The sequence below is a fragment of the Paenibacillus sp. JMULE4 genome (assembly GCF_013337105.1).
Lineage (GTDB): Bacteria > Bacillota > Bacilli > Paenibacillales > NBRC-103111 > Paenibacillus_G > Paenibacillus_G naphthalenovorans.
Map to the genome: position 1 here is coordinate 85,198 of NZ_SGWF01000014.1, position 21,534 is coordinate 106,731.

At 50.7% G+C, this 21,534-nt stretch carries 22 protein-coding genes and 1 other RNA gene; 1 reads left to right on the plus strand and 22 read right to left on the minus strand.

What is annotated here, in order from left to right; all coding sequences use genetic code 11:
• Positions 1-52 precede the first annotated feature (52 nt).
• The 4 genes from EXW96_RS13300 to EXW96_RS13315 all read right to left on the minus strand — a co-directional run bounded on the left by EXW96_RS13300 (position 53) and on the right by EXW96_RS13315 (position 3,219).
• On the minus strand, positions 53-745 hold the full coding sequence (locus EXW96_RS13300; RefSeq protein ID WP_074726970.1) for a lytic transglycosylase domain-containing protein: 693 nt from the start codon (positions 743-745) through the stop codon (positions 53-55).
• A 114-nt stretch (positions 746-859) separates the two neighbouring features.
• Positions 860-1,282: a hypothetical protein gene (locus EXW96_RS13305; RefSeq protein WP_174350731.1), complete on the minus strand. Its 423-nt coding sequence runs from the start codon at positions 1,280-1,282 to the stop codon at positions 860-862.
• Between the two features lie 220 nt (positions 1,283-1,502).
• Complete coding sequence (locus tag EXW96_RS13310; protein WP_174350732.1) at positions 1,503-2,642, minus strand: glycoside hydrolase family 15 protein; 1,140 nt, start codon at positions 2,640-2,642, stop codon at positions 1,503-1,505.
• A gap of 76 nt (positions 2,643-2,718) precedes the next feature.
• Positions 2,719-3,219, minus strand: coding sequence for a YpuI family protein (locus EXW96_RS13315; protein ID WP_074726973.1), 501 nt, complete (start codon positions 3,217-3,219; stop codon positions 2,719-2,721).
• Positions 3,220-3,436: 217 nt separating this feature from the next.
• On the opposite strand from EXW96_RS13315, the gene EXW96_RS13320 reads away from it, so the two are divergent.
• Positions 3,437-5,302 carry a S8 family peptidase gene (locus tag EXW96_RS13320; RefSeq protein ID WP_174350733.1) on the plus strand — a complete coding sequence of 622 codons (1,866 nt, stop codon included), beginning with the start codon at positions 3,437-3,439 and terminating at the stop codon, positions 5,300-5,302.
• Between the two features lie 77 nt (positions 5,303-5,379).
• Here the strand turns inward: EXW96_RS13320 and rnpB are convergent.
• The 18 genes from rnpB to yqfD form a co-directional block, all read right to left on the minus strand.
• An RNA gene (rnpB, locus tag EXW96_RS13325) (RNase P RNA component class A) lies at positions 5,380-5,790 on the minus strand.
• 73 nt (positions 5,791-5,863) lie between these two features.
• Positions 5,864-6,979, minus strand: coding sequence for a Nif3-like dinuclear metal center hexameric protein (locus EXW96_RS13330; protein WP_062407583.1), 1,116 nt, complete (start codon positions 6,977-6,979; stop codon positions 5,864-5,866).
• Positions 6,955-7,719, minus strand: coding sequence for a tRNA (adenine(22)-N(1))-methyltransferase (locus EXW96_RS13335; RefSeq protein ID WP_054819395.1), 765 nt, complete (start codon positions 7,717-7,719; stop codon positions 6,955-6,957). Before EXW96_RS13335 ends, EXW96_RS13330 begins: the two co-directional genes overlap by 25 nt.
• Positions 7,720-8,223 (minus strand): hypothetical protein, encoded by a 504-nt coding sequence (locus EXW96_RS27495; protein ID WP_254611375.1) that lies wholly within the window; start codon positions 8,221-8,223, stop codon positions 7,720-7,722.
• A gap of 44 nt (positions 8,224-8,267) precedes the next feature.
• Positions 8,268-8,561 carry a hypothetical protein gene (locus EXW96_RS27500; RefSeq protein WP_254611376.1) on the minus strand — a complete coding sequence of 98 codons (294 nt, stop codon included), beginning with the start codon at positions 8,559-8,561 and terminating at the stop codon, positions 8,268-8,270.
• Between the two features lie 114 nt (positions 8,562-8,675).
• The gene (rpoD, locus tag EXW96_RS13345) at positions 8,676-9,794 is read right to left on the minus strand and encodes an RNA polymerase sigma factor RpoD (protein ID WP_054819410.1); all 1,119 of its coding nucleotides are present in this window, start codon (positions 9,792-9,794) and stop codon (positions 8,676-8,678) included.
• 51 nt (positions 9,795-9,845) lie between these two features.
• On the minus strand, positions 9,846-11,681 hold the full coding sequence (dnaG, locus tag EXW96_RS13350; protein WP_174350734.1) for a DNA primase: 1,836 nt from the start codon (positions 11,679-11,681) through the stop codon (positions 9,846-9,848).
• A gap of 41 nt (positions 11,682-11,722) precedes the next feature.
• Positions 11,723-12,184, minus strand: coding sequence for a YaiI/YqxD family protein (locus EXW96_RS13355; RefSeq protein ID WP_174350735.1), 462 nt, complete (start codon positions 12,182-12,184; stop codon positions 11,723-11,725).
• Positions 12,185-12,288: 104 nt separating this feature from the next.
• A complete protein-coding gene (locus EXW96_RS13360) occupies positions 12,289-13,101 on the minus strand; it encodes a pyruvate, water dikinase regulatory protein (protein ID WP_054819394.1) in 813 nt (270 codons plus the stop codon).
• Between the two features lie 250 nt (positions 13,102-13,351).
• The gene (gene recO, locus EXW96_RS13365; protein WP_174350736.1) at positions 13,352-14,098 is read right to left on the minus strand and encodes a DNA repair protein RecO; all 747 of its coding nucleotides are present in this window, start codon (positions 14,096-14,098) and stop codon (positions 13,352-13,354) included.
• A gap of 53 nt (positions 14,099-14,151) precedes the next feature.
• Complete coding sequence (locus EXW96_RS13370; RefSeq protein ID WP_074726974.1) at positions 14,152-14,298, minus strand: YqzL family protein; 147 nt, start codon at positions 14,296-14,298, stop codon at positions 14,152-14,154.
• A gap of 144 nt (positions 14,299-14,442) precedes the next feature.
• The gene (gene era / locus EXW96_RS13375) at positions 14,443-15,360 is read right to left on the minus strand and encodes a GTPase Era (RefSeq protein ID WP_062407569.1); all 918 of its coding nucleotides are present in this window, start codon (positions 15,358-15,360) and stop codon (positions 14,443-14,445) included.
• Positions 15,360-15,776, minus strand: coding sequence for a cytidine deaminase (locus tag EXW96_RS13380; protein WP_174350737.1), 417 nt, complete (start codon positions 15,774-15,776; stop codon positions 15,360-15,362). Before EXW96_RS13380 ends, era begins: the two co-directional genes overlap by 1 nt.
• A 32-nt stretch (positions 15,777-15,808) precedes the next feature.
• Entirely contained in the window at positions 15,809-16,510 is a 702-nt protein-coding gene (locus EXW96_RS13385; protein ID WP_074726975.1) for a diacylglycerol kinase family protein, read from the minus strand.
• Positions 16,507-17,037, minus strand: coding sequence for an rRNA maturation RNase YbeY (gene ybeY, locus EXW96_RS13390; RefSeq protein ID WP_174350738.1), 531 nt, complete (start codon positions 17,035-17,037; stop codon positions 16,507-16,509). The genes EXW96_RS13385 and ybeY overlap by 4 nt, the downstream gene beginning before the upstream one ends.
• On the minus strand, positions 17,034-19,298 hold the full coding sequence (locus EXW96_RS13395; RefSeq protein ID WP_174350739.1) for an HD family phosphohydrolase: 2,265 nt from the start codon (positions 19,296-19,298) through the stop codon (positions 17,034-17,036). The genes ybeY and EXW96_RS13395 overlap by 4 nt, the downstream gene beginning before the upstream one ends.
• Positions 19,299-19,318: 20 nt before the next feature.
• On the minus strand, positions 19,319-20,281 hold the full coding sequence (locus EXW96_RS13400; RefSeq protein WP_174350740.1) for a PhoH family protein: 963 nt from the start codon (positions 20,279-20,281) through the stop codon (positions 19,319-19,321).
• Between the two features lie 65 nt (positions 20,282-20,346).
• On the minus strand, positions 20,347-21,528 hold the full coding sequence (yqfD, locus tag EXW96_RS13405) for a sporulation protein YqfD (protein WP_174350741.1): 1,182 nt from the start codon (positions 21,526-21,528) through the stop codon (positions 20,347-20,349).
• Positions 21,529-21,534 lie beyond the last annotated feature (6 nt).

Sequence of the window (21,534 nt, forward strand, 5' to 3'; positions counted from 1 at the left end):
CCCCTTTCGGCATAACGATGCGAAAGAAAAACTGAAATTGGTCTTATAGCCGTCACACTATAGCCTCATATTTCTGCTTTAAATCCATCACTTTGCGTACGTATTGCTGCGTTTCGGCCGGCAGCAAATGAAGCTTGGCCGCCAGGTCATCATCATCCTTGATGTCAAGCCGGTTCACCCGCCCCGGACCTGCGTTATAAGCCGCTAGCGCAGTACCGGCATTCCCGTTGTATTTTACTAGAAGGGTGGATAAATAACGTGTGCCGCCTTCTATATTTTGTACCGGATCGAACGGATTCGTTACACCCAGACTTTGCCCCGTTGCATCCATCAGCTGCATTAATCCTTTGGCTCCCGCCCGGGATACCGCATCAGGGTTAAAAGACGATTCCGCATCGATGACGGCCTTGATCAGGCTCGATTCCACACCGTAACGCCGGCTTGCTTCCTGAATATACGGTTCAAATTCGGTTGGCCTGCTGGCAGAAAGGCGATGTTGAAGCCACGGGTTCCCGGATATAAAGCCCGGCATCGACATCAACGCCGGCTTCAACGAAGCCGCAGGCGGTATATCCTGCTGTTCTTTCATCGCAAGAAGTCCGTTCAACAGCTCGGAGAAATCGTCGCTTTCCTCTGCGGCAGAAGAACCGCTTGCAGGGGACAGCAGATTGGATTTGCTCAGCATGTGAAGCCGCAGCAATTCTTTTAACGTTCTGGGATCAATCGATCCGGGATTCAAACTCATATGGGCTTAAACTCCTTGATTTTACAATCTCACCATCTCAATAAGGCTATTGTACACCTTTTTAAGCTTGTCATCCAGTCATATTTTCAGTCATGTTGTCGAAATTTCAACGGCTTAAGTTAACAAAGGCACCAAAACGAAATAACCAGCCAAAGCAATCAATCCGATCGCAACCGACCATGCCCCCAAAGTTCTTTGCCCGAGCATGAATGCGAAAAAGCCAATCAGCGCCGCCGTCGAGCCCAGCAGTACCGGGAGCACCATAAGTGACAGCACCGCCAAAATCAGTGCAGTGTAGCCCAACCAGCGATATGAAGCGGACGCCGCCGGATCAGGCTGTTCCACTCTGGATGCGGCAGCTGTCCTGGTCCGTTCCCGACGAAACTGCAGAAGATGAAGAGGCGAGGCATCGGCAGCAAATTCTTCATTCCCCTTCATACCGGACTCTCTGTTTAGCTGCTGCTGCTTTAATCGCTGAAGCGGTATGTCCTGACGGAAGGCTGATCCTGAACGTTTACCTCCGGGCTTGTGTTTCACGCATGATCGCTCCCTTCATATAAAAAGTTCATTTCGATTTTTTCGGCTCGAAGGCATGGCAACGGGTATGGCGATACGTTTGTCTGCATCCCGGCGGTTCTCGGAATTCGCGGCAATTCCTTACCCTTATCCATTGCCACGGTTCATCCGCCTCGATTATGACTTAGCTTGCCTCTTTTGATCGGAGATATTCCTGCTGCAGCAACCAGCGATCACTGGCTTATCCAATGGTTGTGGTGTTAAGATACAATATCAGAAACATCGCATGCGACCATAACAGCGGCACGGCCGGAGGTCCCCACCGCGCAACCCACTCGTCATATTTATGCCTGTCCTCCAGCGTATCCGGCACCTGCTCAGGAAGCCTGCCCTGCTCATCCGCCTTGGAGGCAATCCAGTGAAGCGCCCGTTCCGCTTCACGGCGATCGCCCATGGACAATTTTACCCATCCGTACCATGCCGTAAGCAGCAGCCATTCACCTCCGCCGTAATACTCATCGGCCTTATACCGCCGAATCCCGCTCTGATCTGTTCGCAGATCCGCTTCGATTTTCGCCAGCGTATGCTTCATCACCGGATGTTCCGGCTCAAACAAACCAAAGGGCCGGCAGAGCCACATTAAGCTGGCATCCACTCCGTCATTTCCAATCGTGGTTGCGGAGGATTCAGGAGTTGGGGTAACGAATTTTACAAAATGGCCTTGCTCCGGATGCACCGCATGGTCGAGTAAAAATGTCTCAATCTGACCGCAAACATCCTCAAGGTCGCGCTTGCCCTCCAGTTCAGCGACGCCTTTTAGCCCACCATAAATACAGGCCAGCGTTGAAGGATGAATGTGGTCCGCATTCTCCTCCCAACAGTCGAAATTCGGAAGCCTCCAAAAGGCTTTTAAATAAGCCGCCGTCACATCGACACTGGAGCGGAAACGGTCCGGAAGCCGCTTATGGCCATTAGCCTTCAAATGCTCCGTCAGCCCCCATAACCAGGTTCCGTAACCATCCAGCTGAAAATGCCCCCATTCGGACGTGACGTCATCCCTGCCATCCAAATGATATCTTGTATGTAAAAATTCGTTAAGTCCGATCGGCTCGCCGCGGTTGTGCTTTTCCAGCAAATACTGAATATGTCCCTGCTTTCGTTCGACGATGCGGCTGACCCATTCGTAAAATTGCCCCGCGCTTGCATGCTCCCCTGCACAATCCATCGCATAGGCGATGAATGTTCCGTCACGAAGCCAGCTGTAATTGTAATGGGCGAACAACGGGCAGGCGGCGTACCCTCCGCTCGGGTGCTGGTTCAACCGAATCAACCGGATACTCTCTTCGGCAAGCTGCTTCAATGGAATGATCCGAGACACCATTCAGTCCTCCTTAAACAAAAAGAGATGCCTTTGGGAAAGCATCTCTTCTTTATCATTATATTCCAAGCGGACTTTATTATACTTTCTCGCCCTGCATCCGCTTTTGCGTGATATAGTCAGTTTCGTAGTAAGCCAGTTCATCGCGGAGCGTTTCGAAAATTTTCGAAAGCTCAATCGTCAAATCCCTTACTTCGCGGGTCGGCTTTTTGCGGAAACGGATGGCATCCTGTCCGGTATAAGCATATCTGCCGTCCTCGGAGTAGCATTCATTTTTGGGATAAAAGAAATTGTTTACGCAGCTATGATACACTTCATACAAAACCTTTTCGGCATACTCCACGTTGAAATTGGGACGGCGGAGAGCCACGCCAAGCTTCTCGTAAGACACTTCGGAAAAAACAAGCAGATGTCTAATATCAGATAAATACCCTTTGTAAAATTCTTCCATTGCTTCATCTTTGTCTGTATTTAGCTGCTGCAGAGAGCGTTCATTCAAAAATGTTTCCATTTTTGCAATTGCTTCGCTCAGCTTCGCTCTTGTTGTTTCACAAAGATTTTTAACGTTAAACACTGCCATAGCTTAAATAGACCTCCTCAACTTAAAAAACAACATTGGGTACTTAAAATGACCTTGATCCCATCCTACCATAAATCCCGCATAAAAGTAACATGAAAAAAGTCTAAAAATATAACTTCGCCCATTTCAGAGATTCGTCCCGTTTGGATAACATTGCTGTAATGGCAAACCGGCGATCAAGGGAAAGCTAACGGCAAACATTTAGGAGGCAGCAACTATGTGGAAATACGTGATGTCCGTTCTGCTTGTGATTGCCGGCGTGGCGCTGCTCTTCCCCCGGGGAGAACAGGCGCCCGCACCTGAAACGGTAACCCCCGCAGCCGAGCTGCAAATGAAACAAATGACGCTAAATCAGGACCTTGCCAGAACTGACGAACTCTGCCGCAGTGAATGCAGCATGGTGCTTCACCGTACTGTGCAGGAACTGAGAACCAAGGAAAGCGGTCAAGCGATGGAAACCTTAAAAAAAGTACAAGCCGAGCATCCTCACATGGAACTGCTCGCTTGGACCAAAACACAGCAGCCGTTAGAGCAAAGTGCGGCAGCCGGCGGTTTGCCGGGCACGGTTCGTCCGACGATCGAGCCCTTCCTTAAAAAAGCCAAGCGGCAAGTCGATTCAGGTCAAGCTTATCAGTCAAAAGCGATCCATGCCGACGGAAGCACCTATTTTGTCATCGGCGTTCCTTCCGAAGACGGCTCAGCCGGTCTTGTGGGTGCGGTTCGCCAACAGATTTTACAGCAAGTGGCCGATCACCAGCTCAAAAACCTGCGGATCGTGGCTTATCCGGGCGAAGGGCGCTACAAGATCAAATCAGTGGATGCCAATTCACTCCAGGACGTCCGGGTCGATCATCCTGAAGACAACGAAGGCACTAGCCACTACCATGTCAATCAGGTCGTTGTAAAATTCAAGAAGGAACCGGCGGAAAGCGAGCTTACCCGAATCCGCAAAGATATCGGCGGCAGTCCATTCCGCAAGCTGGGCTCTACTTACGTGTTTGAATCAGGAAATATGGAAGCCAAACAAATGATGGAATATTTCAAGCAATGGAACATCGAATATGCCGAGCCGCATTTTCTTTATTTAACCAACCAAACGGAAATCAATAATCCGGAAACAGAGGCGACGGTGTTCACGCCAAACGATTCGCTTTACCAGCGCTATCAATGGAATTTGCCGCAAATTGAGACCGAAGCCGGCTGGAACATTACCAGAGGCTCTCAGGACGTTGTTGTAGCCGTTGTAGATACCGGTGTCGATATTAATCACCCGGATCTCAGCAAGCAGCTGGTCAGCGGCTATAACGTAGTCAATCCGGAATCCCAGCCCATGGATGATGTCGGCCACGGGACCCATGTAGCCGGAGTCGTCGGAGCGCTGGTCAACAACAACCTGGGGGTCGCCGGAATGAGCTGGTATAACCGGATTATGCCGATCAAGGTGCTGGATAAATCCGGGGCAGGAAGCACCTATGCCGTTGCCCAGGGCATCATATGGGCGACCGATCACGGTGCGAAGGTCATTAACATGAGCCTGGGCAATTATGCCGATTCCCAGTTTCTCCACGATGCCATCAAATATGCATTCGACCGCGACGTCGTTCTGATCGCCGCGAGCGGAAACGACAATACGGAGCAGCCCGGCTACCCTGCCGCATACCCGGAAGTGTTCGCGGTTGCCGCAGTGGATGCCCGGAAGTCGAAAGCATCGTTCTCCAATTATGGGGATTATATCGATGCGGCCGCACCAGGCGTCAGCATTGCAAGCACTTATCCGCAAAGCCAATATGCGGCGCTCTCCGGCACTTCCATGGCCAGCCCGCATGTTACCGCCCTGGCTGCATTGATTCGTTCCGTTAACCCCAATCTGAAGAACACCGAGGTTATGCAGCTGATAAGGGACACGGCAACGGACCTCGGGACCTCCGGCAAAGACAAATATTTCGGCCATGGCCTGATCGACGTCGTGGCCGCGCTGCAGGCCGCTAAGCCGACAACCGCCGGCCAGGAAGCGGTGAATGCCCCGAACGAAACGGGCTTGATCGGTTGGCCGGAATGGTTGAGGCGGCTGTTCTATCAATAAACGAAAAAAAACAAAGAACCGCCTCTTGAAGCGGTTCTTTGCACATATCCAGAAAGCCTTCTATTGCATAATGGCTGAAAGAAAGTTTGCCATAAGCCGGGTTCTGTACTTCCAGTGGTCGTAACGGGAGCCACCCTGCCACCGTTGAAGCGACAATCATCTATCTAGGCCAGACATTGCTGCCTGGCTCAAGCGACCAACCCGAACGCGTCTCGGGCAAAGACTGTCCCTGACGGGACATGCGTTCCTCTAGGTCTTGCTCCAAATGGGGTTTACCAGGAGCGATGTCACCATAGCTCCTCGTGGTCTCTTACACCACGGTTCCACCCTTGCCTGTGCTTGCGGGTCGCCCCGCTGCCATCGGCGGTCCATTTCTGTGGCACTAGCCTTCAGCTCGCGCTGACTGGACGTTATCCAGCATTCTGCCCTGCGGAGCCCGGACTTTCCTCTCGTGGCATCAAGCCACCAGCGATTGTCTGTCAAACTTTCTTTTGCAATAGATGCCATGAGATAGTATACAAGGAATCTCACCAAAAAACAACTGCCGTATTTTAGAATGATCTACACAAAACGGAACGGTTCTGTATGAATTCGCGAAGCGACGACCGCTGTCGCCCATTTTCTTTCGGCAAGCTTTCGCTGCAGGTATTCGGCAACGCCCTGCTTCATAATTTTCTCTACGTTATGACCGGGATCAATAAGGGCTATGCCGGCGGCCAAAGCATCGTGAGCCGTATGGTAATCGATATCGCCGGTAATCAGAACATCTGCGCCGGCAAACATCGCGTGCTTGACATAACGGCTTCCCGATCCTCCGAGTACGGCGGCTTTGCGGATAACGCGGTCCGGATCTCCGACCACACGCAGCATAGGAACATCAAAGGCCTGCTTCACCTGCTCGCACAGCTCTGCTAGCGTAACCGGCTTGGGCAGCTTGCCTGCCCGCCCCAGACCGAATGTGCGCGTCTTCAGATCGAGAGCATACAAATCGTAGGCCACTTCCTCGTAAGGATGCGTCTTCAGCATGGCTTGGACGACTTTGCGCTCCACGCTTTGCGGCACGATCGTTTCCACACGCACCTCTTTGACTTCCTCGAGCTTTCCGGTCTTACCAATGAACGGGTCTGTACCCTCGCCCGGTTTAAAGGTGCCCGTTCCCTCGATGTTGAAGCTGCAGTGACTGTATTTGCCTATCCCGCCGGCACCCGCGTCGAACATCGCCTGCCTGACCTTCTCCGCATGATCTGCCGGTACAAACACAACCAGCTTCTTCAGCTTATCCGTATGCACTTCATCCAGAGGCTCCGTAACGGTCATCCCGATCGCTTCCGCCATCATATCGTTAATTCCGCCATCCGCCACATCCAGATTCGTATGCGCGATATAAACGGCGATATCATGCTTGATCAGCTTCTCATACAGCCGCCCCGCAGGGGTATCGGTTTGAATATGCGGCAGAGGACGGTAAATAATCGCGTGATGGGCGATGATCAAGTCAGCTCCTTCCCGAATCGCCTCGTCCGCCACCTCTTCGGTGACATCCAACGCAACAAGCACTTTGCGTATATCCTTTTGCAGCGTACCGATTTGCAAGCCGATCCTGTCACCCTCTACGGCATATGATTTCGGAGCCAGCTCCTCCATTAGGCCGATCACGGTTTGTCCTTTGGCGTACACAGCTCAAGCACCTCCTTGATTCGTTGCATTTCCCTTTTGATCTCCGCTTCCTTGCTGCGCGATGCTTCCAATTCGGAATGCGACAGCCGCTCGCAAATGCGGTTGAGCTTCTCCAACTCGTTAAGCCACTTGTCGATCCAGACCTGCGATGCCTCCCGGAGCAAGAAAGGCCCCATCTGCAGCATGAGCTTCCGATCCGCGATCAGTCCGCCCGGCAGCGTTCGGGATGCGTACAATTCATCGTTGCCATACGGAGCCAGATCTGTGGGGACGGCTGTTAAAATTTCATAGGTTTTGCCGTCCTCCCGCATGATTTTCTCCCCTGTAAGCACCCATTCATGGTCCAACAGCCACTGCCTGACGTTGGCTTCCCCTACATTGGGCTGCAGCACCAGCCGGCGAACACCGGCAAGCTTGCTTATCCCCGCTTCCAGTATGGAGGCGATAAGGGTGCCGCCCATACCTGCGATCGTAATGACGTCCACTTCCCCCGGCGAGATCACCTGCAGTCCGTCACCGAGCCTTACATCGATGATCCCGTCGAGTCCCGCCGACCGGACCTGTTTCAAGGCCGCTTCGAACGGCCCTGCATTCACTTCTCCGGCCACACCGCGTAGGATGGTTCCCTGCTGCGCCAGAAAGGACGGCAGCAGCGCGTGATCGGACCCGATATCCGCCAGGCGGCTGCCGGCCGGAACCTCCTGCGCAATCATTTCCAGTCGTTTTGACAATCGAATCATCTATACAACCCACTCAGTCCATTTTTTTCTCCAAGCAAACAACAGCCCGGCCTGCGCCAGCAGCTTGCTTAACAACAGCCATTGCACGGTTTGGGAGCCGTATTTTTCAGCATAAAGCATAGCATATAATTCGGGCATATACCAAACAATTAAACTTAGCAGGAAAAAAACCAGCCCAGCCTGACTGTTCTTCTCATGAATTATCCAAGACATCCAGCAGAAAAGAATGGCCAGCGGCATCCAGCTCAGCTGCAGCGTGATCCACGATAGCGTCTCCAGTTGATAGTGCAGCAGCCAGCCATAGCAGAACACCAAACTGACCCAGCCGCACAGCTGGAACAGCGCCAATCTGGCCAAAAGACCGGTCAGGATCCAAACCACGCTGCACAGCGCAACGTAGGCAACGACCGGCACCGAAGCCTGAACACCATGCAGCCTCAGTAAATAAACACCGATAAACAGCAGGAATAATGAGGCCATTCCAATCCATAATTGAGCAGCCATAGGTTCCTTCTCAAGCTTGGAGGAGCCCCATCCATAACAGCCCGCTAAAAAATAATGGAAATTCCTATTTGCATTGGTAATTCAAAAGCGTTAAAATTAAGAGCAGTAAAAGATAAAGCAATGATCAGCAGCAATCCCAGCATCCAGATTTTCCAATTGCTGTTTCGAATTTTACTTGGGGTGACACCGAATAAGCCGCCCTGTTCCTTCTTATCTTGATCCTGCTGGTGCATATCATAAATATTCAATAAAAAATCACAGTAATGCTCAGGCAGCAGCTTGCTGCGCCGCCAGTGCTCGATCTCACGAACAATCATCTCTTTCTTTTTATCATCCATAGGCCATGTCTCCCCTAAGCCTGCATTTTTTTCATAATTGATTATCGGCCTCAGAATGACAAAAAATTAGACCTAACCGCGCATCCATGCGCAGAAAGGTCCAGGCATACCCTTTTATTCAAGAAAATCTTTCAACCGTTTGCTTCGACTGGGATGACGAAGTTTGCGCAGCGCTTTAGCTTCAATCTGACGAATCCGTTCCCGGGTAACACCGAATACTTTACCGACTTCCTCCAATGTACGAGTACGGCCATCGTCCAAACCGAAGCGCAAGCGAAGCACATTCTCTTCACGCTCTGTCAGAGTGTCGAGCACATCCTCGAGCTGTTCCTTAAGCAGTTCGTAAGCCGCAGCGTCCGCAGGCGCAAGCGCTTCTTGATCTTCAATAAAGTCACCCAAATGGGAGTCGTCTTCTTCGCCAATCGGGGTTTCAAGGGATACCGGCTCCTGAGCGATTTTCATGATCTCCCGTACTTTATCGGTACTTAAGTCCATTTCCTTGGCGATTTCTTCCGGCGTAGGTTCACGACCAAGCTCCTGCAGAAGCTGACGGGATACCCGGATCAGCTTATTGATCGTTTCAACCATATGTACCGGAATCCGGATAGTTCTGGCCTGATCGGCAATGGCGCGGGTAATCGCCTGACGAATCCACCAGGTTGCGTAGGTGCTGAATTTGTAGCCTTTGGTGTGATCGAATTTCTCTACCGCTTTAATCAAGCCCATGTTGCCCTCTTGAATTAGGTCAAGGAACAGCATCCCGCGACCGACATAGCGCTTTGCGATGCTGACCACAAGCCGGAGGTTCGCTTCCGCCAAGCGGCGCTTGGCTTCTTCGTCGCCAAGCTCGATGCGTTTCGCTAAATCAACCTCATCCTCAGCAGAGAGCAGCGGAACCCTGCCGATTTCCTTCAAGTACATCCGAACCGGATCGTTGATCTTGATCCCTGGAGGCAGAGACAAATCGTCATCAAAATGAAATTCGTCGTGATCATGCTCCATCGCAACCATGTCATGGTCGTCATCCGCTTCGTTGCCGACATCAATGCCCATCTCTTGAAGCTGCTCGAAAAACTCGTCAATTTGCTCCGGATCCTGGTCAAAAGGAGCAAGTTTTTCCATAATTTCTTTGTACGTGATTGCGGAACGCTTCTTTCCATGTTCAATCAGCTGTTCCTTTACTTGTTCCAACGTCAGTTCTGTCTCTATTTCCGTACGTTGATCGTTCGCCATCATACAACTCCCTCCTCCCTAGAATTTCAACCATTCACCGCTTGGTCGGCTTCAGGATGATTTCAACTGCTTTTCTAGGGAAATAATCTCACTGCCCAGCTGCAGTGCTCTAGGGATATCCCCTGAACGTTCTGCTTGCTTCACTTCTTCTTTCTTTAGCTCCAATGACTGCAATAGAGGGTACTTCTTAATTTCCCGGATGTAATCGTCAATAACGGCATCGTTGATCCCGTTGCGGTTGTCTATTAAGGTCAGGGAACTGGCCAGGCTCTCCAATTTGTCATCCTGCAGCATGCCTATGAATGTGCCGGCATTCGGCTCATACCCTTGGGCATAGTAGGAATACAAGTATGCGGCCAACGCCGCATGAGCCTCCACATTAAAACCGTCTCCCAACCGGCGCTCAACATAACCGGCTATATCCCGGTCCAGCATCATGACGGCAAGAAGCTGCCGCTCTGCGAATTGATACGCAGGAACCATAGAAGGGATTTCTTTCCGAGGCTTCCCGTTATTCATAACATTATTCCACGGATTGCCGTTATTATCCCCAGATCTTACGTTTTTTTCCGTTTGCAGACGGATTTCGTTCAAATTCTGCTGCAATGCTTCCAATGAATACCGGAATTCGGACGAAAGCTCTCTGAGATAATGTTCCCTCTCAATGGGTGATGACAGTCCTGCAATCAGTTTGAGCGCCTGCTTGATGTACCGGAGCTTTTCTCCATCTTCCTGCAGCCTGTAATTGTTGCGAAAGTAAAGAAGTTTATATTTGATCGACGGTACGGCGGTTTCGATAACTTCCCGTACGAATCGTTCAGAACCATATTTAGCAATATACTCATCCGGATCGAGAGCATCGGGCAGCATGGCGATCCTGACTTGGCAGCCCGCGTTCTCGAGTAAAGGAATGCTTTTGTAGGCGGCGGTTTGCCCCGCCTGATCTCCGTCATAAACGACCGTCACCCGTTCGGCGAGCCGACGAATCGATTCTGCTTGCTCTGAAGTAAGAGCCGTACCCATCGTAGCTACACCATTTTTTATGCCTGCTTCCCATGCTCGAATCACATCCATATACCCTTCGAACAGCACAATCTCCTGAGTTTTGCGAATTTGGGGTCTGGCCAGGTGAAGATTGTAAAGCGTCCGGCTTTTGTGGAAAAGCATGGATTCAGGACTGTTTAAATATTTGGGCTGCACATTGCCCATGGCTCTCCCGCCAAATGCGATAACCTGTCCCTTCCAATCATAAATCGGAAACATGATGCGGTCGCGAAACTTATCCACATAACCGTTTCCGTCATGTTTGGCCGAAAGCAGTCCACCTTGCTCCATAAGCGGAAGAAAGTACTGTTTCTTGTCCAAAAGGTTGGTCAACGTATCCCGCCTTGCAGGCGCGTATCCAAGCCCGAACGTTTCGATCAGCTTGTCATTCATTCCCCGATCCCGTAAATACGCTTTAGCCGCTTTCCCCTGTTCGGTGTTATGAAGGATATACTGATACAGCTTGGCTGCCATCTCATAGCCTTCCAGCAGCTTGGCGCGCTCCGCCTGCTCCTTTGTTTCTTCCTGTGCGTTTTGCAGACCAAAACCGACATCAAGATTGGCTTCGTTCGCCAGCTTGCGAACCGCCTGACCAAAGGACAGACCTTCCACCTCGGAAATAAAACGAATGGCGTTACCCCCCGCTCCGCAACCGAAGCAGTGATAGATTTGCCTTTCCGGCGTAACGGTGAAGGACGGTGTTTTCTCAGAGTGAAAAGGACAGAGACCCTTGAGGTAATGACCCTGCTTTGTCAAGTGAACGTGCCGGCCGACAATTTCCACAATATCGTGGGCTTTGAGGACCGCGTCGATGACATGCTCGGGAATGCGTCCGTTACTCATCCTAATCACCTTCATTCAAATTAACACGTAATTACTATTCGCTACATTCCGGCATTCTCCTGCATGCGAGATAAAACTTTTGTCAAAGTTTGTAGAAATGCTTGGCGATCTTCGTCCGTAAAAGCTTTTGGACCCTTGGTATGCTTTCCCCCCCGCCGCAGCTTTGCCTGTTCATGCCGACGCTCAAGTAAAAACCCTATATTCCGGTCACTGTACATTTGTCCGCGGTTGGACATCGCTATCGCTCTTCTGCCCAAACCCAGCATCGCAACTCCGAAATCCTGCGTAATCAATACATCTCCCGCCGAGATGCGGTTGGCGATATATAAATCAACGGATTGATCGGAGCGATCCACCTGAACAATCTCCACGCCTTCCGCCGGCTGAAGCAGGTGGTCAAACGAAGCGACCATCAGCACGCCGACCCCGAATTTAGCAGCGGTCTGTACGATTTCCGCTTTCACCGGGCATGCATCGGCATCCACTACAATTTTATACGTCATTATGCACCCACCGGAATGTAACCAGGAATTATGACTGAAGTACTATCGTTAATATTATATACGATGAATTTGCAAAAAATCCTGCTTGAACCCCAAAATGAGGTTTACCTGGAACGATACATATCTATAATGACACTGGCAATCTCTTCCACAGCTTTGTTTGAAACATCGACAACGGTGCAACCAATACGCTTCATGATCTTATCGGCATAATCAAGCTCCGCGCGAATGCGTTCCGTATTGGCGTAAGTGGCGCTGTCGGGAAGACCCAATGTTTTGAGTCTCTCGGTACGAATCACATTCAACTTATCCGGATCGATGCGCAATCCGACAATTTTGCGGTTCGAGACCCTAAACAGCTGTTCCGGCGGCTGGATTTCCGGCACTAGCGGGACATTGGCCACCTTAAACATTTTGTGGGCCAAGTACATCGATAACGGTGTCTTCGACGTTCTCGAAACGCCCACCAGCACGATATCCGCTTGAAGAATACCGCTAAAATCACGGCCGTCATCATACTTAACGGCAAATTCAATCGCTTCGATCTTTTTAAAATAATCTTCGTCGAGCTTATGAATCATGCCCGGCGTATGACTCGCCTGTCGCTTTAAGGATTGCTCGAGCGTACGGATAATCGGCCCGAGTAGGTCGATATAAGGGATCCCGTAACGATCCGCCTGATCGACCAAGTAATCTCTCAACTCCGGAATGACCAGCGTGAACAAAATGATTCCGTTGCGTTCAACCACCGTGTGAATCAGCCGATCTACATCCGACGTATCCCGCAGAAACGGAACCCGCCTGATTTCCACCTGCTGCGGATGAAATTGCACTGCCGCCGCGCGGACAACAGCTTCACCCGTCTCTCCTGCCGAGTCCGAAGCGACAAATATTACCGATCTTTCGGTTACCCCCATGAGTCCCCGCCTTTCCGTTCTGTTTCTTTGGATTCATAATAGCGTTTTTTATCTACTATATATTATTTGCACTACTACGAACCGTTTGCCAAAAAATGTTGTATTAGCTTTCCTCTCACAAAAAAATCCCGCTGTCAAAGCCTGCATATAGGCTCCGTCACGAGAGGTATCAACACGGGTGTATCATATTATAATACCATTGGGTCAAAAAAATGTCAATTCTGTACAAATCTTTTAAAAATCTTAAACACTATATCCCGTATTTATCCATCTGATCCAAAAAGTCGCGCGATTTCAGCCTTATACCCACATGTGTATCGAAGTAATTCCGTATAATCTGCTTCAATAATTGCTTGGTTTGCGGTTTGACATCAATTTGGCCAAGACGCCTGGCATCCAGCTGCATAAACAGCCGAAGCAGCTTGTATACCCCGGATGTCAAACGAATGGCCTCGGGGTCGCGCAGCCGACAACGTTCGCACAGCACTCCGCCCATGCCGATGCTTATCGCGACAGGTTCTGACTTTTCCCTGCACACTACACAGTGTTCAAGCTCCGGGGTATATCCGGCATGCATCAGCATTTTGATTTCATAAAGATGATTAACGATCTGCAAATCCTTGTCTTCCTGAATCGCTTGCAGGCTCGCCTTCAGCTGACCGAATAAAAAAGGCTGCCCTTCCTGATCTCCCATCATTCTGTCCGTGAGCTCCGCAAGGTAGGAAGCGTGGGCGGCCTTGTGCAAATCTTCCCTTATTTTATGAAAGGCTTCAATAATCTCCGCATGATTCAAAGTACCCAACTGGCCGGATTTAAAAAACAAGTAATCTCCGTAGGTAAAAAGCTGGGCGGACGAACCATACCTGCTTTTTACCTTTTTGGCTCCGCGGGCAACAACGCTCATCTTGCCCAGTTCACGCGTAAACAAGGTGATGATTTTGTTACCTTCCCCATAATCCATGCTGCGGATTACAATTCCCTGCACTCTGTACTGCACCGACAGCCTCTCCCCGCGTATTCAAACCGGTAACCGGAAACGGACCGCTCAATTTACTGCATCGTCTCCGGAGCTTCCGCCGCAGACTCCTGCTCCGGCAGTTCCGGCTCCTCTCCGGGCTGAATCTGATATTCCTTATAAAGCAGGTAAGCATCCACATCTCCAGTGATCGAAAAATACTTCCACGAAAAATCTCTCATGGTACATCCTCCCCTTGGCAGCGTGATTACAATACCTGTTGCTGGGATTAGGATGGATCGATTCGGACAGAAGTATGCTGAACAAAAACTGGAATGTATGATTTGCATTAAACGCTGCAGAATTCTTTGAAAACAAGCAAGAGCCTATTCGTGGCGGAAACCGAGATCCCGCAGTACCCGCTCCTGGTTGCGCCAGTCTTTCTTTACCTTTACCCAAAGCTCAAGGAAGGTTTTGGATCCCAGCAGCGCTTCGATGTCAGCGCGGGCTTTTTGGCCCACCTCTTTGAGCAGCGCACCTTTTTTTCCGATAATAATTCCCTTTTGTGAATCCCGTTCGACATAAATCACGGCGGAAATATGCACAACGCCATTTTCTTCCAACTTCATATCTTCTATCGACACAGCGATCGAATGCGGAACCTCCTCCCGCGTCAAGTGTAATATTTTTTCCCGGATCAGCTCCGCGCAAACAAACTGTTCCGGGTGGTCCGTGACTTGATCCGCGGGATAATACTGTGGTCCTTCCGGCAAATACTTGATTACCTGATCGAGCAGCGTGCTCACATTATTTCCATGCATGGCTGAGATCGGTACAATCTCGGCAAAGGGATACAAGTCCTTATATGTGGTAATGACCGGCAGCAGAGCTTCAGGGTGGACTTGATCGATCTTATTCATGACCAGCAGCACCGGCGTCTTTACTTTCTTCAACTGCTCGATAATGTACCGATCCCCTCCGCCGAGACCTTCTGCGACATCGACCAAAAACAAAATGGCATCGACTTCGCTAAGGGCGCTTTCCGCTGCTTTCACCATGTAGTCCCCCAACTTCGACTGCGATTTATGAATACCCGGCGTATCCAAAAAGACGATCTGGGCTTCATCAGTCGTATACACCCCATGAATCTTGTTCCGGGTGGTTTGCGGTTTATCGGACATAATGGCGATTTTCTGGCCGATGACCTGATTCATGAGCGTGGATTTGCCGACATTCGGCCTGCCGATGATGGCGACAAAACCGGATTTAAACTTGGGTTGCTTTTCTTTATCGGAATAAGACATCAGTCAGTGGTTCCTCCGTCCAAATCATATGATGTAAATGCGCCCGGGAGCAGCGCGCCAACCGTCGTTACATTGATATCCCCGCGCAAATTGGCAAGGTACACCGGCATATCCGGACGGCACAGCTCTACGAGCACTTGACGGCATACGCCGCAAGGAGCGATCGGCTGTTCCGTATCGCCGATGACAGCCATCGCCAGGAAAGTGCCGGGGAGCTCCCCGTCCGCAATGGCACGAAACAAAGCCGTACGCTCGGCACAGTTCGTCGGTCCGTAGGCGGCGTTCTCAATGTTGCATCCGAGATGCACCCTCCCTTTGGCGTCCAGCAGCGCACTGCCCACTTTAAACTGCGAATAAGGAGCGTAAGCTTTCTTCCGTGCTTCTTTAGCTTGAGCGATCAATTCGGCTTTATCCATGCGAAGCACTCCTTTACGGCAGAGATCGCCCATTATATAGAAAACAGGTAAAAAGACAATATTGTAATAAAGCTTCCGAGCAGCGCACCGAGAATCAGCGAACCGAAGCTTCGCTTCCGTTTGTCGTACAGGGCCAGCAAAAGCACGCCGGCGAGTAAAAATCCGAGCAGCACCGCCAGTGTGTCCTGCACTCTGACGGCAATCAAGCTGGCGATGGCAAATGCAACCGATGTCAGGAGGCTCGGTTTGACCCAAACTCCTTTATCCGAGAAGCGGGTCTGCGCTACGATCGCCGTAAGGACAACCAGAGCAAGCAAGATCCACACGCTGGCTGCGGTCAAAGCATGCCCTTCCGCCGCGCGGGCCGTCCGCAATAACCGGTCCAATGGCTCGTAGAACACAATCATGCCTGTAACAGCGGCAAAAGCTGCAGTCACCAATACGGAGGCTGCAGCTACATCTTTTGCGATTTTGGCTAACGGATGAAGCTCCGGCATAGCCAAATCGACCGTTTTTTCCACGGCGGTATTGATCAGCTCCGTCATGAACATGAGCGTCACGGCCAACAGAATGAACAATATGTCTGTTTTGGAAAGCTTAAAAAACAACGCCAGTACTAACGCAGCGAGTCCCGCGAAAAAATGAAATTTCATATTCCGTTGGGTGGCCAGAGCATATTTGATTCCTTCATAAGCGTAACGGAAGCTGCGATGCCATTTGACCGGCTGCTTCACCGCGTTAGACCCGCCTGCTGCAAAATCTGCTCTTGCTTGCCGAACATGACCCGCTCTTCTTCCTCGTCCTGATGGTCGTATCCGATCAAATGAAGGAATCCATGCACGAACAGGAAGCCGATCTCCCGATCGATGGAATGACCATAGTCGGCAGCTTGTTCCACAGCCCGGGGCACCGAGATGATGATATCGCCGAGAGGCTCTTCAAAGCCCTCGTCTTCGTCGCCCCTGTTCTTTGCCGGATCGTCCTCAAATGCGTCATCCTCATTTCCGTAGATGATTTCCATTTCCTCGTCGCCCATTTCCTGCATGGAGAATGACAGGACATCGGTCGGTTTATCCAAGCCGCGGTATTGCTTATTCAGCTCCTGTATGGCAGCGTCGTCCGTAAACGTCAGCGCCACTTCGCCGTCCGTCACCTGTTCCAGGGTGCCTGCCAACCGGAGCAGTTCCTCCAGCTTTTCAATCAGGGCATGCGTAATCTCATACTGCTCTTGTTCATTGTTCCATGAAAGCGTAAGGCTCATGGCTTCACCTCATCTGTCTTGTCCGTATTCTTTCTTGCCGAATCCGCCTTTTGAGACGGCATTTCGGTCGGGTATTCGATTCTTGAATGAAAGATGCCCAGCAAAGCTTCGTTCAGCGTCTTGGCAATCTGGTCCAGCTCTTTAATCGTCAAATCGCATTCATTGTATTGTCCGTCATCCAGGCGGCTTTTAATAATTTTACGAACCATCGTATCAATCTGCTCCACGGTCGGGTTACGCAAAGAACGGACGGCGGCTTCCACACAATCGGCAATGCCGACAATCGCCGTTTCCTTCGTCTGCGCATTGGGACCGGGATACCGGTACTCGCTTTCCTCCGGCGGCTTTTCACCCTTCTCTTCCGCCTGCTTCTTCGCCTTGTGATAAAAATATTGCAGCAGCGTCGTACCGTGATGCTGTTCCGCAATATCGCGAATCGGCTTAGGGATGTTATATTCCTTCAGCATTTCGACGCCGTCCCGGGCATGCGCTACGATAATCGATTTACTGAGCGCAGGATCGATTTTGTCGTGCGGATTTTCAATGTTCGTCTGATTCTCGATAAAGTAACTCGGACGCTTGGTCTTGCCGATATCGTGATAATAGGCTCCCACCCGGCAGAGCAAACCATCCGCTCCGATCGCCTCCGCCGCAGCTTCGGACAGATTGCCGACCATAACACTGTGGTGATAGGTTCCCGGCGTCTCGGTAAGCAGCTTCCGCAGCAGCGGGTGATTCGGGTTCGACAGCTCCACGAGCTTCAACGGCGACAGAATGCCGAACGCCATTTCAAAGAACGGAAGCAGGCCGATGACGAGAACCGCCGTTAACAAGCCCCCGCCAACCACAAAAGAAGCAGCAAAAAGCGCGTCTTTTTGCGTGATATCATCATCCAGCATCAGCAGCGACGCAACAAGCACAAGACCGAATAACGAGACCATGAAGCCCGCCCTCAGGATTGAGGAACGCCGGCTGGCTCTTTGGATGGAGAAAATCGCGGCAAAGGAGCAGGTCAGCGTCAGCAAGCCATATTTGAAATCGAACGGAAACAGCTGATCCGAGTTAAAGACGACGCTGGCGATGACACTGAACAGGACCGACGAGATAAAGGCTAGCTGAGCGTTAAGCAAAATTGTGATCAATATGGCTCCCATCGCGGTCGGCGCCAAATAACCGATAAAAGGGAAGTCCAGGCTTTGCGCCATAGAGAACACTTTCATAAATCCCAGCGTCAGAATGATAATCAAGATCAGCATCAGCAGCTGAACGTTGTTATGCTTTACCGGAAGGGTGCTTTGGCGGACATACATGAAAAGGACGAGGCAGCATAAAATAACAAATAATAGAAGCCCTATATTCGGCCATGAGCTGGTATCATCCTTAAGCAATTCAAGCTCGGCAAGACGGTTGTATACTTCCTCCGTAATTTTTTCACCCTTGGATACCAGTACCTCATTTTTGTTTATATATATTTCCTTTACGTTATCGCGCGCGTGGGCCCTGGCCTCTTCTGTCCCCTTCTGGTCGTAAAATTTATTGGGCGTCAGTGCAGCCCGGACAAGCTCCTGCACCAGTTCGCGCGTCAGGCTCTTCGTTAAGGTCGAAGCGTTCACCAGCTCAGGAACCTTTACGCGGGCCGCCTGCGCATCCACAATCTGATCGTTCATCAGCTTGCTTACGATCTCTTTGGCTACAGGCTCCATCGCAGTCAGATCCTCTGCGGACAACCTTGGAATTTTATAAAACGCTTCCTCCGGTATCCGATACTGCTGCTCACGGAAGCTCTTGTTCATCTCCGTAAACAACTGGTCGCTGTATTGACCGCTGTTCATATAGTTCATTAATTGGCGATCAAGATGGTCCTGGATCAAGGTTGGAATGACCGTCTTATAAATGCTGACCTTATCCGTCTGGGACACATCCGTATCACTGTTGATCTGCTGCAGCTTTTCAAAAATCGCTCCTACGGCAAGTTCGTTTCTGAGCGGCACAATGGTGTAGACCGGCTGCACGCGCTGTGCGGCTTCTTCTCTTGCTTGTTCGGTGGCTGCGTTGTTCTTGATTGCTCTGGTTGCGAGAATATCTTTCTCCGCAATGGAATTTAATGTAATATCATAGGTTTGAGGCACGACTTGATGGAACATCGTTAAATAAAACACAAGCGCAAGCAAGACAAACAGAAGAAAGCGCACTACGGCGCTGTGTCTCCAACCGGTAAGCCGATATTGAAATTTGCCTGGAATGGAAACGAGGTTTTTCATGACGAAAGGTCAGCCCTTTCTCAGCCTTCTTTATCCTCATTATAGGCTACGATAATTTTTTGCACCAATGAGTGTCTCACTACGTCCTGTTCATCAAATGAGATAAAGCCGATTTCTTCGATCGACCGCAGAATACGCTGCGCTTCCACAAGCCCGGATGATTTACCCCGAGGCAAATCGATCTGGGTGACGTCACCGGTGATCACCATCTTGGAGCCGAAGCCCAGGCGGGTCAAAAACATCTTCATCTGTTCCGGGGTCGTATTTTGCGCTTCGTCCAATATGATAAACGAATCGTCCAGCGTTCTTCCGCGCATATAAGCGAGCGGTGCGATCTCGATCAATCCGCGCTCCATTGTTTTCGCGACCTGCTCAGGACCCAAGACATCATTAAGAGCATCATACAATGGCCGTAAATAAGGGTCAACCTTTTCCTGAAGATCTCCCGGCAAAAAGCCCAGGCTTTCTCCTGCTTCCACCGCAGGACGGGTGAGGACGATCCGCTTGATTTTACCTTCCTTCAGCGCCGCGACGGCAAGAACGACGGCAATATACGTTTTCCCCGTTCCAGCCGGGCCGATACCGAAGACGATATCCTTCTTCCTGATTTCATCCACGTATTGTTTTTGCCCAATGGTTTTTACCCGGATCGGTTTCCCTTTATGCGTAACGGCGATTTCACCCTTGAACAAATCCAGCAGCTGGTCTGCTTTCATCTCTTTGGCGAGGTCCATCGCATAATTCACATCACGTTCAGTCAACGTGTATTGGTTGCGTATCAGCGTAAGCAGTACGTTGAACAAATGCTCCAAACGAGCCGTCACCTCGACTGAACCCTGCACTACAATTTCTTCTTCACGCGTAAAGATCCGAGCCGGCATTTCCTTTTCAATCAGTTGTAAGAATTTGTCCTGCGGCCCGAACAAGGCGAGTCCTTCGGCCGTATTTTTGAGTGCCACTTTCACGGTTGCTTGGTCTGTCAACAGGTTTTATCTCTCCTCCGGGTTTTCGGAATATTGTACTTCCGAAAACGTCTGCGTCTATAGAGTTATGGCACGATCGGCTGTTCAACAGCAATCGATTCTTCTACTTCAAAAAGTATTTCCATATAAACTTTACCACTCTCCGTCTTTTCATGCAAAATTTTTTCGGATAGAATTCGAGATTCTTTGCCTGCGGCGGCCAAAATTTGCCCTCTGGCCTGCTCGAGTCCGATAGCCGATGCTTCCTTCGGATCAACCTGCCGTTGTTCCAGCCTCACTTCCATGATTTTTTCGCGTAGCCAACCGATCGGAAGCGTATAATTTCGCCAAGTCAGCATTTTTTGTTCGGGCAGCGTTTCATGCTGTTCAAACGGAATGTTGCCGTAACCGCTCATCTGCACACCGCGGCTGCCGATAACGAGAAAGGAACGGGTTTTGCTTTCTCCCGTGTACGTTTTGTACTGCCAGACAAGCGGTACCTCGACAGCAGGCTTATACCATACCAGCCCCTTTACCTTGCCCTGGGCGACAACCGTTTGCTGATGCGCCTCATCCCCCAGAATACCGGAGATCAGAATATCTCCTTTGCGCACATAAGCATTGGGCTTCACGACGGGTTTGCCTTTTTCCGCAAATATTTCGGTGACCATCGCATTTTTGGACGCGACCAGATGACGCGGGCTGAGCAGCTGCGGCGTCTCAGGAATCGTAGCCTCAACAATTTTAATGATCACATGGGTGCCTCGAACCTCCACCCCGACCCAAGCGATGCCAGGCAGTTGGCTCAGCAGCGATCTGGACAGCGCCTCCGGCTCTTTCAGCCTGAATTTCCACTGCAGCTTATGGATTCCTTCCCGCTCTGCCGCCTGCAAAATCCTTTCGGTTTCAATCGTTTCATTGCCTTCTACCCGAATCTGCCATACGACGGAAGAAAGCAGATAGATGCCGATGAAGAAGCCAAGCAGCCCTAAAGCAAAAAACTTGCGCTTCTCCAGCTTGTCCAGCCAAAAAGGCAGCCCATGCCGTTCCTTGATTCGGATCCGGGAGCCTGTCTCTTTCAACAGCGGCCTAAGCCTGAAGAAGTCGGGAATCGTTACGAACATCTTGGCCTGCTGCTCCGCCGAATAATGAATGTCCCAGACGGACATTTGCATGACCGCCATGCGATTGATCAGCTCTTCCAACTGCCGGCCTCTTACTTCGATCAAAACATAACCGCGCAGTCGATGGATAAACGATGATTTCACGGACGA

Excerpts from the sequence above, each read along its gene's own strand:
- EXW96_RS13300 (WP_074726970.1), bottom strand. The coding sequence starts at position 745 with ATGAGTTTGAATCCCGGATCGATTGATCCCAGAACGTTAAAAGAATTG.
- EXW96_RS13310 (WP_174350732.1), bottom strand. The coding sequence starts at position 2,642 with ATGGTGTCTCGGATCATTCCATTGAAGCAGCTTGCCGAAGAGAGTATC.
- EXW96_RS13315 (WP_074726973.1), bottom strand. The coding sequence starts at position 3,219 with ATGGCAGTGTTTAACGTTAAAAATCTTTGTGAAACAACAAGAGCGAAG.
- EXW96_RS13320 (WP_174350733.1), top strand. The coding sequence starts at position 3,437 with ATGTGGAAATACGTGATGTCCGTTCTGCTTGTGATTGCCGGCGTGGCG.
- EXW96_RS13335 (WP_054819395.1), bottom strand. The coding sequence starts at position 7,719 with ATGATTCGATTGTCAAAACGACTGGAAATGATTGCGCAGGAGGTTCCG.
- EXW96_RS27495 (WP_254611375.1), bottom strand. The coding sequence starts at position 8,223 with ATGGCTGCTCAATTATGGATTGGAATGGCCTCATTATTCCTGCTGTTT.
- EXW96_RS27500 (WP_254611376.1), bottom strand. The coding sequence starts at position 8,561 with ATGGATGATAAAAAGAAAGAGATGATTGTTCGTGAGATCGAGCACTGG.
- rpoD (WP_054819410.1), bottom strand. The coding sequence starts at position 9,794 with ATGGCGAACGATCAACGTACGGAAATAGAGACAGAACTGACGTTGGAA.
- dnaG (WP_174350734.1), bottom strand. The coding sequence starts at position 11,681 with ATGAGTAACGGACGCATTCCCGAGCATGTCATCGACGCGGTCCTCAAA.
- EXW96_RS13355 (WP_174350735.1), bottom strand. The coding sequence starts at position 12,184 with ATGACGTATAAAATTGTAGTGGATGCCGATGCATGCCCGGTGAAAGCG.
- EXW96_RS13360 (WP_054819394.1), bottom strand. The coding sequence starts at position 13,101 with ATGGGGGTAACCGAAAGATCGGTAATATTTGTCGCTTCGGACTCGGCA.
- EXW96_RS13370 (WP_074726974.1), bottom strand. The coding sequence starts at position 14,298 with ATGAGAGATTTTTCGTGGAAGTATTTTTCGATCACTGGAGATGTGGAT.
- era (WP_062407569.1), bottom strand. The coding sequence starts at position 15,360 with ATGTCTTATTCCGATAAAGAAAAGCAACCCAAGTTTAAATCCGGTTTT.
- EXW96_RS13380 (WP_174350737.1), bottom strand. The coding sequence starts at position 15,776 with ATGGATAAAGCCGAATTGATCGCTCAAGCTAAAGAAGCACGGAAGAAA.
- ybeY (WP_174350738.1), bottom strand. The coding sequence starts at position 17,037 with ATGAGCCTTACGCTTTCATGGAACAATGAACAAGAGCAGTATGAGATT.
- EXW96_RS13395 (WP_174350739.1), bottom strand. The coding sequence starts at position 19,298 with ATGAAAAACCTCGTTTCCATTCCAGGCAAATTTCAATATCGGCTTACC.